This window comes from Thermogymnomonas acidicola (genome assembly GCF_014646795.1).
Lineage (GTDB): Archaea > Thermoplasmatota > Thermoplasmata > Thermoplasmatales > Thermoplasmataceae > Thermogymnomonas > Thermogymnomonas acidicola.
In genome coordinates this window covers 1,005,091-1,017,734 of the sequence record NZ_BMNY01000001.1, presented here as the reverse complement: position 1 = coordinate 1,017,734, position 12,644 = coordinate 1,005,091, and the positions used below count along the sequence as shown (strand labels likewise).

At 56.6% G+C, this 12,644-nt stretch carries 16 protein-coding genes; 5 read left to right on the top strand and 11 right to left on the bottom strand.

Annotation, left to right across the window (positions count from 1 at the left end; genetic code table 11):
* Position 1: 1 nt before the first annotated feature.
* Positions 2-475, bottom strand: a complete 474-nt coding sequence (locus IEW66_RS05195; RefSeq protein ID WP_188680879.1) for a peroxiredoxin — start codon at positions 473-475, stop codon at positions 2-4.
* Positions 476-532: 57 nt separating this feature from the next.
* On the opposite strand from IEW66_RS05195, the gene IEW66_RS05190 reads away from it, so the two are divergent.
* Positions 533-1,192 carry a diphthine--ammonia ligase gene (locus IEW66_RS05190; protein WP_188680878.1) on the top strand — a complete coding sequence of 220 codons (660 nt, stop codon included), beginning with the start codon at positions 533-535 and terminating at the stop codon, positions 1,190-1,192.
* Here IEW66_RS05190 and IEW66_RS05185 read toward each other — a convergent pair.
* On the bottom strand, positions 1,174-1,761 hold the full coding sequence (locus tag IEW66_RS05185; RefSeq protein WP_188680877.1) for a helix-turn-helix domain-containing protein: 588 nt from the start codon (positions 1,759-1,761) through the stop codon (positions 1,174-1,176). The two genes, IEW66_RS05190 and IEW66_RS05185, sit on opposite strands and share 19 nt — an antisense overlap.
* The gene (gene purB / locus IEW66_RS05180) at positions 1,742-3,115 is read right to left on the bottom strand and encodes an adenylosuccinate lyase (protein WP_229657498.1); all 1,374 of its coding nucleotides are present in this window, start codon (positions 3,113-3,115) and stop codon (positions 1,742-1,744) included. The genes IEW66_RS05185 and purB overlap by 20 nt, the downstream gene beginning before the upstream one ends.
* 120 nt (positions 3,116-3,235) lie before the next feature.
* Here purB and IEW66_RS05175 point away from each other — a divergent pair, with 120 nt between their 5' ends.
* Complete coding sequence (locus tag IEW66_RS05175) at positions 3,236-4,804, top strand: aldehyde dehydrogenase family protein (protein ID WP_188680876.1); 1,569 nt, start codon at positions 3,236-3,238, stop codon at positions 4,802-4,804.
* Here the strand turns inward: IEW66_RS05175 and lipB are convergent.
* Positions 4,770-5,420, bottom strand: coding sequence for a lipoyl(octanoyl) transferase LipB (gene lipB / locus IEW66_RS05170; protein ID WP_188680874.1), 651 nt, complete (start codon positions 5,418-5,420; stop codon positions 4,770-4,772). The genes IEW66_RS05175 and lipB overlap by 35 nt on opposite strands.
* Before the next feature lie 67 nt (positions 5,421-5,487).
* Between lipB and IEW66_RS05165 the strand changes: the two genes are divergently transcribed.
* The 3 genes from IEW66_RS05165 to IEW66_RS05155 all read left to right on the top strand — a co-directional run bounded on the left by IEW66_RS05165 (position 5,488) and on the right by IEW66_RS05155 (position 7,834).
* Positions 5,488-6,270, top strand: coding sequence for an ArsR family transcriptional regulator (locus IEW66_RS05165; protein WP_188680872.1), 783 nt, complete (start codon positions 5,488-5,490; stop codon positions 6,268-6,270).
* Between the two features lie 181 nt (positions 6,271-6,451).
* Positions 6,452-6,850 (top strand): adenosylmethionine decarboxylase, encoded by a 399-nt coding sequence (gene speD, locus IEW66_RS05160; protein ID WP_188680870.1) that lies wholly within the window; start codon positions 6,452-6,454, stop codon positions 6,848-6,850.
* Positions 6,851-6,865: 15 nt separating this feature from the next.
* Entirely contained in the window at positions 6,866-7,834 is a 969-nt protein-coding gene (locus IEW66_RS05155; protein ID WP_188680869.1) for a hypothetical protein, read from the top strand.
* Here IEW66_RS05155 and infB read toward each other — a convergent pair.
* From infB to IEW66_RS05120, 7 genes are all read right to left on the bottom strand, one after another.
* On the bottom strand, positions 7,831-9,597 hold the full coding sequence (gene infB, locus IEW66_RS05150; protein ID WP_188680868.1) for a translation initiation factor IF-2: 1,767 nt from the start codon (positions 9,595-9,597) through the stop codon (positions 7,831-7,833). The two genes, IEW66_RS05155 and infB, sit on opposite strands and share 4 nt — an antisense overlap.
* The gene (ndk, locus tag IEW66_RS05145; protein WP_188680867.1) at positions 9,578-10,024 is read right to left on the bottom strand and encodes a nucleoside-diphosphate kinase; all 447 of its coding nucleotides are present in this window, start codon (positions 10,022-10,024) and stop codon (positions 9,578-9,580) included. Before ndk ends, infB begins: the two co-directional genes overlap by 20 nt.
* 5 nt (positions 10,025-10,029) lie before the next feature.
* The gene (locus tag IEW66_RS05140; RefSeq protein ID WP_075056934.1) at positions 10,030-10,239 is read right to left on the bottom strand and encodes a 50S ribosomal protein L24e; all 210 of its coding nucleotides are present in this window, start codon (positions 10,237-10,239) and stop codon (positions 10,030-10,032) included.
* Between the two features lie 5 nt (positions 10,240-10,244).
* Positions 10,245-10,454: a 30S ribosomal protein S28e gene (locus IEW66_RS05135; protein WP_188680866.1), complete on the bottom strand. Its 210-nt coding sequence runs from the start codon at positions 10,452-10,454 to the stop codon at positions 10,245-10,247.
* Positions 10,455-10,465: 11 nt separating this feature from the next.
* A complete protein-coding gene (gene rpl7ae / locus IEW66_RS05130; RefSeq protein ID WP_075056936.1) occupies positions 10,466-10,834 on the bottom strand; it encodes a 50S ribosomal protein L7Ae in 369 nt (122 codons plus the stop codon).
* A 177-nt stretch (positions 10,835-11,011) separates the two neighbouring features.
* Positions 11,012-11,875 carry a dihydrodipicolinate synthase family protein gene (locus IEW66_RS05125; protein ID WP_188680865.1) on the bottom strand — a complete coding sequence of 288 codons (864 nt, stop codon included), beginning with the start codon at positions 11,873-11,875 and terminating at the stop codon, positions 11,012-11,014.
* A gap of 129 nt (positions 11,876-12,004) precedes the next feature.
* Positions 12,005-12,538 carry a hypothetical protein gene (locus IEW66_RS05120; RefSeq protein WP_188680864.1) on the bottom strand — a complete coding sequence of 178 codons (534 nt, stop codon included), beginning with the start codon at positions 12,536-12,538 and terminating at the stop codon, positions 12,005-12,007.
* Positions 12,539-12,644 lie beyond the last annotated feature (106 nt).

Here is a 12,644-nt window from a genome sequence, read left to right as displayed (position 1 = left end):
TTCAGTTCAGCTTGGCCAGTTCCTCCTCTATCTTCTTGTAGTCAGGCTCCTTGGAGGGGTCGTCGCTGACCCACTTGTACCTGACTACGCCGTCCCTATCCAGTATGAAGATCGACCTCTTGGACGCTGTGAGGCCTGGCACGTTCACGAAGTTCTCATGGAGCACGTCATACTTCTTCGAGATCTCCCTGCTCGCGTCGCTCAGCAGGTCGAACTTCAGGTTGTTCGCCTTTGCAAACTCCGCCAGCGAGAACGGCTGGTCCACACTGATCCCGACCACCTTGGCATTGAGGCCGTTGAGCTTTGCCATGGAGTCCCTGAACGTGCACATCTCCTTCGTGCACACGGATGTGAAGGCACCCGGGAAGAATGCCAGGACAACCTTGCTTCCCCTGTAGTCGGAGAGCTTCTTCACCTTCAGGTTCGTGTCTATCGCCTGGAAGTCTGGAGCTTTTTCACCCACGTTCACAGCCATGTTGACACCGGCAAGCAATCGATAAAAACTATAAAATGATAGTGTTTAGCGTTAATTGTGAAGGCAGTATCCCTTATGTCGGGGGGAAAGGACTCGTTCCTTGCCACACTCATTGCCCTGGAGAGCGGCTTCGACGTGGTCATGTCGGTCACAGTGATTGCGGAAGAGCACTCCCTCATGTATCATTATCCAAACGCCTCGATGGCCAGGTATGTGAGCGGCCTCCTCGGCATCGAGAACGTTATGGTTGAGGAGGGGAAACTCTGGGAACTCATAGGCAACCTGGCCCGGGACGGCATCGGCGCCGTGGTGGTCGGAGCCATAGCTTCAGACTACCAGAAGACCAGGGTGGAGATGAAGTGCACAGAGCTGGGTATACTTATGTTCGCTCCGCTCTGGAGGAAGGACCAGGGCATGCTTCTCAACGAAATCGTCATGAGGTCCATAGACGCGATCCTCGTCTCCGTGTCCGCTGAGGGCCTCACTGAAGACCACCTGGGCATGCACCTCGACCGTGATGGTGTGGAGAGGATAATGGAACTCTCGAGGAAATACGGAATGAACCCATCCGGCGAGGGGGGCGAGTACGAGAGCTTCGTCCTGTCGTTCCCAGGTGCCGGGAGGATAAGGATCAGGAGGTCGCACAGGGTGTGGAGGGGCTCCGGCGGGTACCTGATAATAGATGATGCGGGCCTGGATCAGTCCAGCGTGGCCTGAACCCCTGAGCCGTCGGTTAGCGAGTACTTCCTTATTCCCAGGAGCGCGTCTACCATGGACCTCAGGAGCTTAATCGTGTGGTACGGGTCTATGCTCTCCGGTTCTATGAGTATGTTGCTCCTCGGTATCTCGACGCCCAGCCTCTGCAGGTCCTGTATGTAGCGGATGCGGGAGGGGCTGTTCACCCTCCTAAACCTCACGGGGGGCTCAACGTTGCACCTCTCCACCTCCCTCAGGAACACAGGCCTGTTGAAGAGCACATGCAGCAGGAGGAGGGCGCTGTCGCCAGAGGTCTGCTCGTCCACTTCCCTGGCCACCCTGCCAACAACGTCATAGACGTCCGGGGCCTCTTTTGAGGCAAGGGAATAGAGCCTGAACGGCTTAATCTCCCTTGCCTTCAGGTCACCGGCATCCGCAAGGCCCCTCAGGTAGCCGGAGAGCATGACCCTGTGCATGCCATGGCCCTCCTTCCTCAGCATTTCCTCTATCTGCCTCTGGGACTTCTCCCCGTCCCTCAGTGCCCTCAGGATGAGTTCCCTGGGCGTGCTGTCAGTCCCGATCTCCTTCATGGCCCACCATCTCTCTCACTCTTGAGACCGTCCTGTCGCAGATCTCCTCAGCGGAACCGGTGAATGTCCTGGGATCCGATATCCTCTCCAGTTCCTCATCGCTCATGTAGCGCAGGACGCCTAAGTCCCTGAGTGTGGAGCGCAAGGGCCTGCCCGTGCGGTACGATTCCATGCTGGCCCTCCTCACGACCTCGTGCGCCTCCTGCCTTGGCATGCCCCTTTCGGTCAGTTCAGTGACGAGCCTCTCCGAGACCACGAACGGGTCGGAGAGGAGGTTGGCCTCCATCCTCTCAACGTTCACCTGCAGCCTCTGGAAAACGGACTTCATCCTGTGGAGGATGTAATCGGACAGGATGGCAGAATATGGTATCGTGAACCTCTCGAGCGCACTGTTGGTCAGGTCCCTCTCATGCCAGGTGACAGCCGCCTCGAACTCCGGGACGATGAAGCTCCTCACTAGCCTTGCCAGGCTGGCCACGTTCTCTGAGGAGACAGGGTTCCTCTTACTGGGCATTGAGCTCGAGCCCACCTGCCTGCTCTCATCAAAGTATTCTGACACTTCCCCTATTTCCGGCCTCTGGAGGTTTCGAACTTCCGTTGCGAACTTCTCCAGCGAGGAAGCGACGTTCGACAGGACGCCAAGGAACTCTATGTACCTGTCCCTGCCCACTATCTGGGTGGCACCTTCTTCGACCCCAAGGCCCAGGATCTGCATCGCCCTCTCCTGGATGCGCAGGGCATCTGGGCCCAGGGAGGCACCGGTGCCCACGGGCCCGAGGAGCTTTCCCACAAGTACCCTCTTCCTCATCTCCCTCAGCCTTTCAAGGTGGCGCATCATCTCACTGCAGAACACTGCCACCTTAAGCCCGAAAGTTATGGGGCTTGCGTGCTGGCCGTGTGTCCTGCCCAGCATGGGCACTGACCTGTACTTTTGGACAAGGTCAGAAAGGACCAGGATGAAGGAGACCATTTCACCCTCGTAAATGCCCAGGAAGTCCTTGATCTGGAGGGCTGTGGCCGTGTCGATGATATCGTTGGATGTTGCGCCCAGGTGAACGTACCTGCCCGCCTCTCCCGCCTCCTGGCTGAGCACCCTCGTGAGTGCCATTATGTCGTGCCCTGTTTCCGCCTCCACCGCCTTGACCTTTTCCAGTGTAACCCTTCCCGAAAGGGCGGCCCGCTCCACCATTTCGGCTGTGCCCCTGGGCACCAGGCCGAACTCCTCCTCCGCCCTGGTGATGGCCGCCTCCACCTTCAGCATGTACAGGAGCCTGCTCTCCTCACTGAATATGGCCTTTGTCTCCTCCCTGCCGTACCTGTATTCTATGGGCGAAACCGTCATCTGTGAGCGCATGTGTTCTGGACTATTAAACTGAACCCGGCACACCCGGGCAGCGAAACAACCTGCCCTGGCAGGGTAGCGTGCCCCTGACAGTACAGAAAACTGTTATTAGAGGTGCATGCATTTTAGTGTATGCCATTCGAGAACGAGACGACATTCGTGAGGATGCAGAAGCAGGGCAGGGAAGCTGAGTTCCATGAGAGGTACGAGAGGGCACTGGAGGACGTCAGGAGGTACTTCGGGAAGGAGTATCCGAACATAGTGGTGAGGGACATAACTGAGGAAAGGAAGATCAAGGACGTGAGCCCGATAGATGGCAGTGAGATAGCCACTTTCCAGCTAGCCTCAAAGGAATCGGTGGGCGAGGCCCTTGACGTCCTGAACAGGAATTACCGGTCCTGGTACTGGAAGGGGTACGTGCACAGGGCGATGACGTTCCTGAGAGCGGCGGAGATGCTGAGTGAGAGGAAGTTCGAGTTTGCCGCCCTCCTGACCTACGAGAACGGGAAGAACAGGACAGAGGCCATGGCCGACGTCGACGAGGGCATAGACTTCATGAGGTATTACGCCCTGAACCTGATAGAGAACCAGGGCTTCAACCGCTTCACTGGCAGGGGATACGACAACGAGGAGAGCATGAGCTACATGAAGCCCTACGGCGTCTTCGCCGTGATCGCTCCGTTCAACTTCTTCGCCATCACTGTGGGCATGACAACGGGCCCGCTGATCACGGGCAATGCGGTGGTGCTGAAGCCTTCGAGTGACATACCTTTAGCCTCCTACCTGTTCGTGAGGCTCCTGCACGAGGCGGGAGTCCCGAAGGAAGTCCTCGCATTCCTCTCCGGCTCTGGCGGTGTTGTTGGCACTGCACTTGTGGAAGACCCAAGGATAGGTGGCCTGGTCTTCACGGGCTCCAAGGACGTCGGGATGAAGCTGTTCCACAAGATAAGCGAGAAGGTGCCGAAGCCAGCCATAACGGAGATGGGCGGCAAGGACTGCGTGGTCGTCACAAACAGGGCGAACCTCGACAAGGCGGTGCAGGGCGTCATAAGGGCTGCCTTCGGGTATGCGGGGCAGAAGTGCAGCGCTGCGTCCCTGGTATTCGTGCAGTCCGGCGTCTATGACAGGTTCCTGGACATGCTGGTGAAGGAGGCCTCCAAGATAAAGCCAGATGACCCCAGGAAGAAGGAGACGTTCCTGAACCCCGTTGTAAACAGGGATGCGTTTGAGAAGTACAGGAACCTGATACCCACCCTGCAGAAGGAGGGCAGGGTACTGACAGGGGCTAGGGTTGAGGAGAGGCCAGGCTTCTATGTGCACCCAACCATAGTCGCCGACCTGAGCGACGATGCCTACACGGTGAGGAACGAGCTCTTCCTGCCCATACTGGGCGTGCTCAAATTCAGCACACTTGAGGAGGCTGTGAGGCGCATCAACTCCCTAGATTACGGGCTCACAGGGGGCATATTCTCCGAGGACCCAGAGGAGGTCCGTTACTACTTCGAGAACATAGACGTTGGGGTGGTATACGCGAACAGGGCAAGGGGCGCATCCACAGGCGCCATGGTAGGTTCGCAGCCATTCGTTGGCTGGAAGCTGAGCGGTTCCACTGGAAAGGGTACAGGTTCCTACTATTACCTCCAGCAGTTCCTCAGGGAGCAGGCAGTCACAGTGGCACACCCTGAGGATATTCATCCCTGAAGCTGCCGATGCCAAGGCTTGCGAGCAGTTCCCTTTCGAGGGCGGCCTCCACCTCCCCCCTTTCTATTTTCCTTCCAGTCTCGGCCTCCATGCTCGTCATCACAGATGGAGAGAAGCCACAGGGGTTCACCACGCCGAACTTTGAGAGATCGGTGGAGATGTTCAGGGCCGAGCCGTGGAATGTGACAGATGACCTCAGTGCGAAGCCTATGGAACATATCTTCCTGCTGCCCACCCACACGCCGGTCTCCCTGCCCAGCCTACCCTCCGCCCTTATGGAAAACCTGGCCAGCGTGGATACCACGGCCTCCTCCACCTTCTGCACCAGGTCCCTCACATTTATTCCCAGGTCAATCAGGTTCAGTATGTAGTATGTCACAAGCTGGCCCGGGCCATGGTACGTCACGGAGCCGCCCCTCTCGACCCTGACTGCCTCCCCCAGGTTCCCCAGGTCCTCGGGGCTTGTGTGTATGCCTGCAGTGTAAACGTCAGGGTGCTCCAGGAACATGATCGCACCCTCTACCCTTCCCGATGATACCCCCTCAAGGAGGCGCAACTGGATGGAGTGAGCATAGCCGTAGTCCAGCGTCCCGAAGTGGAGCACGCGAACGCCCATGGGTGAGTATCACGACATGCTATTAACTGCATGCGAGGTTTATATACGCTTTCCATATGTTTCGGCCATGTCGCAGGTCCTGGACCAGGCAGTTCTCTCACAGCTCCTCATAATGATGAAGATATACGAGGGGGAGAACAGGCCCTCTGAACTGGCGCGGAGCGTTGGCATAACGAGCCAGGGCGTGCTCTACCACCTCAGGATCCTGAAGGAGAAGGGCTATGTTTACGACGACATGAGGATAAGCCCCACCGGCTATGAGTTTCTGAGCAGCAAGCTGGAGGAGCTGAGGCAGTTCGTCAGGGACAGCCTGGACAGGGTCGGCAGGCAGATGGTCTGGGAGTGCATATCCGACGAGCACCTGGAGGCAGGACAGAAGGTCACTCTTTACATGAAGGATGGCTACCTCCACGCCAGGAAATATGAAGGGACCGGGCCGGTGGCAACGTGTGTCGCCAGTTCCGCCCCGGGAGAGCCGGCAGGCGTCTCACAGCTCACAGGCCTCATACATGTGGACATCAGGGCCGTGGAGATAATCGTGATACCGGACGTTGGGCCGGAGTTCAGGTTCGATGAGACTGTCCGCAGGGTCAGGGATGAGGTGAAGCTGGGACACGGTTACCTCACAGGGACGGTGGGCGAGAGTGCCTATTCCGTGTTCCTGGCAGCCTTCGGCAAGAGGCCGGACATGGAGTACGGCGTGCTCTGTGCAGCCTTCGAGGCCTCCAAGAGGGGTGTCGGAACTATAATACTTGTTTCCAGGAAAAGGATGAACTTTTTACTTGGGGAACTGAGATCGCTTCAGATTTCTTCCCCAGAGGTGCCGGTGAGGTTTAAAAATTTGGAATGACAGGATGAAAAATATAATTTTATTTTGATTATTTTAAATGTATTTTTGTAACCGGCTATTGCGCCCACGATATTATCCATGATGGCAGATAAAAAAATTCAGCGGCCCTACCCAATAAATATTTAAATACATGATAATAATCACAACAGCTGTTGGATGAGGTGAAAATTAATGGAGGACGATGAAAGTGGCCGTGGGGATGCATATCGTGGCGGATCTGTATGGCGTGGACCCGGAAATGATCTCAGAGGCTAGCACACTGTACCCTGTCATAGAAGGCGCAGTGAAGTTCGGAAACCTGACGAAGATCTCCTCGGACTATTACCAGTTTCAGCCGAAGGGTGCGAGTGGCATAGTGCTTCTCGCGGAATCACACCTGTCCTTCCACACATGGCCCGAGCACGGCCTCGTGACACTAGACATATACACCTGCGGCGATCCTTCCGGGGCCGAGAAGGCATACAGGTACATCCTGGAAAGGCTTAGACCGAAGATGGTTGAGTGCAGGAGGATGCTGAGGGGGGCTGCCCTGAAGGACGACGTGAAGCCCGTTAAGGTGGAACAGGTTTTAATCCAGTGATGGGATGGCAGCCGGATGCATGGAGGATCTCGGCACCTGACCCAGCTACCCATTTTTGCCATATCCCTGATACTTCTCCTGTATTACAGTAGCCTCCCCTTCTACCTTTCATTCGTGTCCGTTGCCCTTTCCGTGCCCCTCCTGTACCTGGGAACAGAGGCCCTTCACTCCGCCTCAATGGAGCTCTCCCACAGGCTCGGCCTAAGTGCAAGGAACTCTGGCCAGTACCTCCTCTCCGTTGCCTCTGTGGTGGACGAGATAGCGCTTGTGGCGGTTGCAGTCGTCTACAGGCAGGACTCCATAGCACTGGGTGCCATCCTCGGTTCCAGCGTTGTCACCCTTGCGGCGTTCCTGCTCATAATGCCCTGGGCAGTGCCGGAGGGCATCAGGCAGTTCCGCAGGGATGGGATCTTCCTTGTGGTCCCGGCGGCACTCCTTTTACTGGCAACCTTCTTACCACAGGGGCAGGAAATTTACGGCACTGGGATGCTCGCTGTGGCAGCAGCCTACGTGGTTCTCTCAAGATCCGGTACAGGTGACGAGACGGTTGAGGGTGAGGTGGCCCCGCCAGGAGGCCTGGTGTCCGCGCTCTCCTGCGCGTCCGTGGTCGTAGGCGCATGGTTGCTGGTTAGGTCCACTGAATCCATCTCCATGCACTACTCCCTGAACCCTCTGGTCGCATCTTTCATAGTCGCGGGCATAGTTGAATCGCTACCTGAGATAGTGATGCTGGCCATATCCCTGGTGCGCGATCCCTCAGAGACAAGCACAGGCATAGTGTCCGGGTCTTCCATCTACAAGGCCACGGCAATACTCGCCGTACCGCTGCTCGCCGGACAGGTATTAATAGGTGGATACCACAGGATCCCTGCCCTATTCCTCATCACGGCCTTGCTCTTCCTGGCCTACACCTTTTTCAGGCAGAGGAAGATCAGCGTGGCCGTAACGCTCACAGTCCTGGTGGTGTCTGCGTTCCTTCTCTAGGCCCTGGTGCCCCAGAACGGGTTCTCCTTGCGCTTGATCTTTATGATCTCTTCCAGGGTCTTCATGGTCTCCGGGTCAAGTGCCCTTGCCCTCAGTTCCCTCACGACGCTCTCCGGTATGTCGACATACAGCGTCTCGTTCGGGTTGATCTGCCTGTTCAGTGTGACGCCATCAATGGCAACGGCCACCTCCGCCGGGGCATCAACATAGTTCTTTGAAACTTCGTTCTCCCTTATGCTCTTCACCGTACCGCCGTAGCGGCCATCAGACTTGATCAGCGTGTCGCCTACCTTCAGCTGCCCTGAGAGCAGCCTGACACCCACTATGACTGGCTTGCTTGTCCTGAAAATGTATTCCGGCAGTATGACGAGCTTCGAGGGGACCGGCATTGACTGCTTCCTCCCCTCCTCAAGCTGCTTCTTCTTCTCAGCGAGCCAGCCTTCAACCTCCTCTATGAGCCTGTAAATTATGTTACCCTGTATGATCGTGACATCGTTCTCAGCCGCAGCCTGCTGCGCCTCCGGCAGGACGGAGACGTTGAAGGCGATTATCACCTTCTCCATGGGGTCCTGCAGTGTGGCCACGTCGATTATATCCCTCTTCGTCACGTCCCCGGTCTGTGCCGACCTTATGCCTATGCCCTTCTGGCCAAGCTCGTAGGACACAGCTTCCAGGGAGCCCAGCGCCTCGGCCTTGACGGTCACTCCGTGTTCCGAGAGGGGTATGCTGACAGAGCTCTCCTTTATTATCTCCTCGAAGATCTTGTCCCTGTCGCCCCTGACCACAATCATGGGCGTGCCGGGGATCACGTCCAGCTTGTCAGATATAAGTACCCTGACACCCGCGGCGGCCTGGACACTCTCCACTTCTCTGAGGCCCTTCTTCCTCCCATGGGTGTTGATAAGCATGCCACGTACCCTTGTCACTGCTGGGCCGTCCCTGGTGTTGAGGGCTATCTCGTCCCCGGCCCTCAGCACGCCCTGGTATATGACCGTGTCAAGGGTCACTCCCGTGCCTTCCTCGCGCTTGACCTCTATCACAGTCCCCCTGGTCTCGTCTGTGCGCAGCCTTATGTCGTTCTCCAGGTACCTCTGCGCCAGGCCGGCGAGCATCATCAGGAGGTCTGGCATCCCTATGTGGAGCTTGCCGCTGACGGGCACGATCGCCACTGTGCGGGTAAAGTCCGTTATCCTGTCATAGCGTTCGCTCTGGAAGCCTTGGCCATAGAGGGCGCTCACCAGTTCGTAGATGCGCCTGTCCAGTTCCTCCACGTATTCCTTTCTCTGCTTCTTCAGGCACTCTATGAACGATACGTCCCTGACGGGAGTGAAGAGGGGTATGAGGTCTATCTTGTTTGCTGCAACGATAAAAGGTGTCCTGAACTTCTTCAGTATGTTTATCGATTCAACGGTCTGCGGCATGAGGCCCTCGTTGATATCTATGACAAGGACCGCTATGTCAGCTAGGGCGCCACCCCTCGCCCGCATGTTCGAGAAGGCCACATGGCCAGGGGTGTCTATGAAAAGGAGGCCGGGCACCTTCAGCTTCGCGCCCTTAAGGAGTGCCCTGGCACTGCGCTCTATAGTCTCCGCATCTATGTCGGTGGCACCTATCCTCTGAGTTATGCCACCTGCCTCTTTCTGGGCCACCGAAGTGCCGCGTATGGCGTCCAGTACCGTGGTCTTTCCGTGGTCTACATGCCCAAGCACGCACACTATGGGCTGCCTGTACCTGACGCCTTGCTCAGTAGATGATATGCTCATCTCCACACTCGTAGTTCAGGATCTCCTCATCCCTGAAGAATATGCGGTACTCGTGCTCGTAAGCCTCATGAGAATCCGAGGCATGGATTATGTTCTTCTCAATGCCCATGGAGAAGTCGCCCCTTATGGTCCCGGGCTCTGCCTTTGAGCCGTCGGTGGCACCGCACATCTTCCTCACCACTGCGATGGCGTTCGAGCCCTCCAGCACCGCTGCAACCACGGGCCCCGAGGTGATGTAGTCCACGAGGGACCTGAAAAATGGCTTATCCCTGTGGACGCTGTAGTGTTCCTCTGCCATGGGCCTGCTGACGTTCATCAGCTTCAGGGCCGCTATCCTGAGGCCCTTCTCCTCGAACCTCTGGAATATCCTGCCAACCAGTCTTCTCTTGACCCCGTCAGGCTTTATGAGAACCAGTGTCCTCTCCATCGCGATCAGCTCTTCTGTGCTGCCTTCTTCATCTTCTTGATCGTATGGTACTCCCTTGTCCACTTTGTGTTTCTGGCCATGCGGCCCAGGTCAACCATGTTGGTCTTGCACTTCCTGCTGCAGAAATAGTATATGGCACCATCCCTGCGGACGTACATGAAGCCCGTGCCAGGCTCGATTTCCCTACCGCAGAAGGTGCAGTTCCTCGTTGCCATTCACATCACCTGATGGAGAGCTTCCTGGCCTCCCTGGCCGTTTCCCGTAGCATGAGGATGTCGCCGACCTTCACAGGCCCCATGACGTTCCTGGCGATTATCCTCCCCTGATCCCTTCCAGAGAGAACGCGGACCTTGACCGTGGTCGCCTCGCCGGTCATGCCGGTCCTGCCCATCAGCTCGACGACCTCAGCAGGTGTCGCATCGTCTGCCAATCAGACCACCCTCACTTCTTTATCTCCGATATCTCGGAAACGACCTGTTTGTACAGGTCCTCATTCTTTCCGTAGTCCACTATTGAGACCGAGGCTGCAGAGGCGATGCCCACCCTCGCGCCCAGGTCGGCCTTCTTCTTCGCGTAGGCGTACGGCACCTTCCTCTCCTCGCACAGCGAGGGCAGGTAGTAAACTACCTCAGGAGGGTTAACGTCCTCTGCGATCACAACGAGCTTGCTCTCCCCTCTCTCTATGGACTTTATCACCTCGTTGGTGCCCTTTTTGATCTTGCCCGTCCTGTAAGCGTTCTCCACAAGATCAAGAACCTTCTTCTCAAGCGACTCGGGAGTCTCGAACTTCACGTATGTGCTCTTCTCCATACTTAGACCTCCTTCACTAGCCTGACTGAAATTCAAGACTCTATTTATATTTTCGTGGTGTCCGCATAGGACGTGCGTGAGCGGATTGGATCCCTGCCTTGGGGCCACTGGCCATATGGCGACACTCCGGAGACAGCACAGGCTGCAGAGAGCATGCCCCCTTCCGGAATGGCCCCATCAGAGGACCACGCTGTCTATGGCACGCCTTGCCGCTTCGTCTGGCATGTACATGGGCTGCCTGAAGCCCCCGTCTATGCCTAGCTTCCTGTAGGTCGCGTAGTAGTAACCTATGGGAAACGTGACGGAATTAACGGCCTGCATGACCCTGTTTACCTTCTCCACCTGCACCTTCCTTGCTTCCTGGTACTTGCCTTCCCTGAAGAGTGAATAGAGCTCGGTGCAGTAGGTCGTGAAGTTGGATAGTCCAACCACGCCACCGCTTGCACCCAGCGACAGCGAGGCAAGCAGGAGGTCGTCCTGGCCCTGGAAGACCGCGAAGTCCCTGGAGGCCATGGAGACGATCCTCTCAAAGAACCTCATGTCTCCGGAGCTCTCCTTGAGCCCCTTCACCTGCGAGAACTCTTCCCTGATCTTCTGTACCGTTTCCGGGAGGATCCACGAGCCTGCCAGCTGTGGTATATTGTATAGGATGAAGTCCGCGTCCACCTTTGAAATTACATAGGAGAAGTGGTTGTATATCTCCTTCTGGTCCAGCGTTATGTAGTAGGATGGCATGAGCACCAGCGCGGTCGCGCCGGCGTCTATGGCGTCCCTCGCTAGCTCAACCGCCTCACTGCTCGACGATGAACCTATCCCGGCGTAAACTGGGCGCCCCCCTGAGAGCTCAGCGCACCACCCGATGAACTTCTTCCTCTCCTCCCTACCGAACCACGGGAAGAGGCCCGTCGAGCCCATGGGGAACAGGCCATCCACACCAGAACTTATCAGGAACTCAACGAGCTTCTCTGTACCCTTCCTGTCAGGCTTACCTTCCCTGTCCATGGGGGTTACCATGGGCGTGACTATGCCCGCGTATGCCATACCCTTGCATCCCTTACTCGCTTATAGCAGTTCTTCTCTCTTCCCCTCATAGAAATGGGACCGGCAAATAGAGCCTATGAGGTTAAGAGGAGAGGTGAGAACCGAACATGGAATAAAGGAAAAGAGTGTTCAGGGCATCGGGCCCAGGTTCTCCGCCCTAAGAACCTCCACGAACTCCCTGGGTAGGCCCCTCTTGACCAGGAACTCCCAGTCGGGCACAACACCCTTTGCGATTGCAGTCGATATTATCTCGTGCAGCGGCACATAGGTCACGTCCGGCGCGTGTGGGGTACCCATTATCCATGGCGGGATGTCGAAGTAGCTGGGGTTCCTGCCTGGAACAACATCGTGCAGCAAATCGTTCAGGATCTTCGATATCCTCTCGTTGTAGTACCAGCGGTTCACTGGTGAGCTGTAGCCGTTAGTGGGGGCGTATACCTTCCACTCTATTCCGTACTTGACCTCCTTTTCCACGAACTTGGAGGTACCGCCAAAATCATCGATCACTGTGGCCGGAGGCTCCTCCTCCCTGCCCGTGTGGATGTTAACAACGCGCACGCCGAACCTGTTGTACACAGACATGTACCTGCCTATCAGCCTCTCCAGCTCGGTCTCCTCGCTCTCAGTCAGCTCCGTGTCGTTGCCTATCTGTTCGTATATCATGCTATATTCTTCCAGCCTCGCGTTCAATATCATTTTCAGGTAATAATTAAAACGTTCGCCGCTCATACACCTCTCCGGTGGGCTCGCCTGTCATATCATAACAAAC

Excerpts from the sequence above, each read along its gene's own strand:
- ndk (WP_188680867.1), bottom strand. The coding sequence starts at position 10,024 with ATGGAGAGGACACTGGTTCTCATAAAGCCTGACGGGGTCAAGAGAAGA.
- IEW66_RS05165 (WP_188680872.1), top strand. The coding sequence starts at position 5,488 with ATGTCGCAGGTCCTGGACCAGGCAGTTCTCTCACAGCTCCTCATAATG.
- lipB (WP_188680874.1), bottom strand. The coding sequence starts at position 5,420 with ATGGGCGTTCGCGTGCTCCACTTCGGGACGCTGGACTACGGCTATGCT.
- infB (WP_188680868.1), bottom strand. The coding sequence starts at position 9,597 with ATGAGCATATCATCTACTGAGCAAGGCGTCAGGTACAGGCAGCCCATA.
- IEW66_RS05120 (WP_188680864.1), bottom strand. The coding sequence starts at position 12,538 with ATGATATACGAACAGATAGGCAACGACACGGAGCTGACTGAGAGCGAG.
- IEW66_RS05195 (WP_188680879.1), bottom strand. The coding sequence starts at position 475 with ATGGCTGTGAACGTGGGTGAAAAAGCTCCAGACTTCCAGGCGATAGAC.
- IEW66_RS05125 (WP_188680865.1), bottom strand. The coding sequence starts at position 11,875 with ATGGCATACGCGGGCATAGTCACGCCCATGGTAACCCCCATGGACAGG.
- IEW66_RS05175 (WP_188680876.1), top strand. The coding sequence starts at position 3,236 with ATGCCATTCGAGAACGAGACGACATTCGTGAGGATGCAGAAGCAGGGC.
- IEW66_RS05140 (WP_075056934.1), bottom strand. The coding sequence starts at position 10,239 with ATGGCAACGAGGAACTGCACCTTCTGCGGTAGGGAAATCGAGCCTGGC.
- rpl7ae (WP_075056936.1), bottom strand. The coding sequence starts at position 10,834 with ATGGAGAAGAGCACATACGTGAAGTTCGAGACTCCCGAGTCGCTTGAG.
- IEW66_RS05155 (WP_188680869.1), top strand. The coding sequence starts at position 6,866 with ATGCATGGAGGATCTCGGCACCTGACCCAGCTACCCATTTTTGCCATA.
- IEW66_RS05185 (WP_188680877.1), bottom strand. The coding sequence starts at position 1,761 with ATGAAGGAGATCGGGACTGACAGCACGCCCAGGGAACTCATCCTGAGG.
- purB (WP_229657498.1), bottom strand. The coding sequence starts at position 3,115 with ATGCGCTCACAGATGACGGTTTCGCCCATAGAATACAGGTACGGCAGG.
- speD (WP_188680870.1), top strand. The coding sequence starts at position 6,452 with ATGAAAGTGGCCGTGGGGATGCATATCGTGGCGGATCTGTATGGCGTG.